The following is a 382-nucleotide window of genomic DNA, read 5'->3' on the forward strand; positions in this document are numbered from 1 at the left end:
TAGCTATTCAGACGCGTGTATTGACCGTAGAACATCATCCGGTTCATCCAGTCGTAGTCGAACGCAAGCGCCAGTGCATGACGTACGCGCCGATCCTGAAATTCAGGCTTGCGCGTATTGATCATGAAGCTTTGCATCTGCGCCGGGCCGTCGGGGAACGTCTCTTTCTTCAGCAAGCCATTGTCGAAGTTCTTGCCGACATACTTGCGTGCCCACTGCGTCGCGCTATATTCGCGATCGACGTCGTCGTTGCCGGCCTTGAAGGCCTCGAGCTTCGTGTATTGGTCGAGATACAGCTTGAAGACGATCCGATCGAAATGGAACATGCCCCGGCGCGACGGCAAATTTGCCGCCCAGTAGTTGGGGTCGCGCCGGTAAATGA

General features: G+C 55.5%; 1 protein-coding gene. It reads right to left on the reverse strand.

The window, feature by feature from the left end:
• Positions 1–382 (reverse strand): ABC transporter substrate-binding protein (locus BTA35_RS17555; protein WP_238377652.1); only part of this gene is annotated, 382 nt, incomplete at both ends.

It is taken from the genome of Oceanospirillum linum (genome assembly GCF_001995095.2).
Lineage (GTDB): Bacteria > Pseudomonadota > Gammaproteobacteria > Pseudomonadales > Halomonadaceae > Oceanospirillum > Oceanospirillum linum.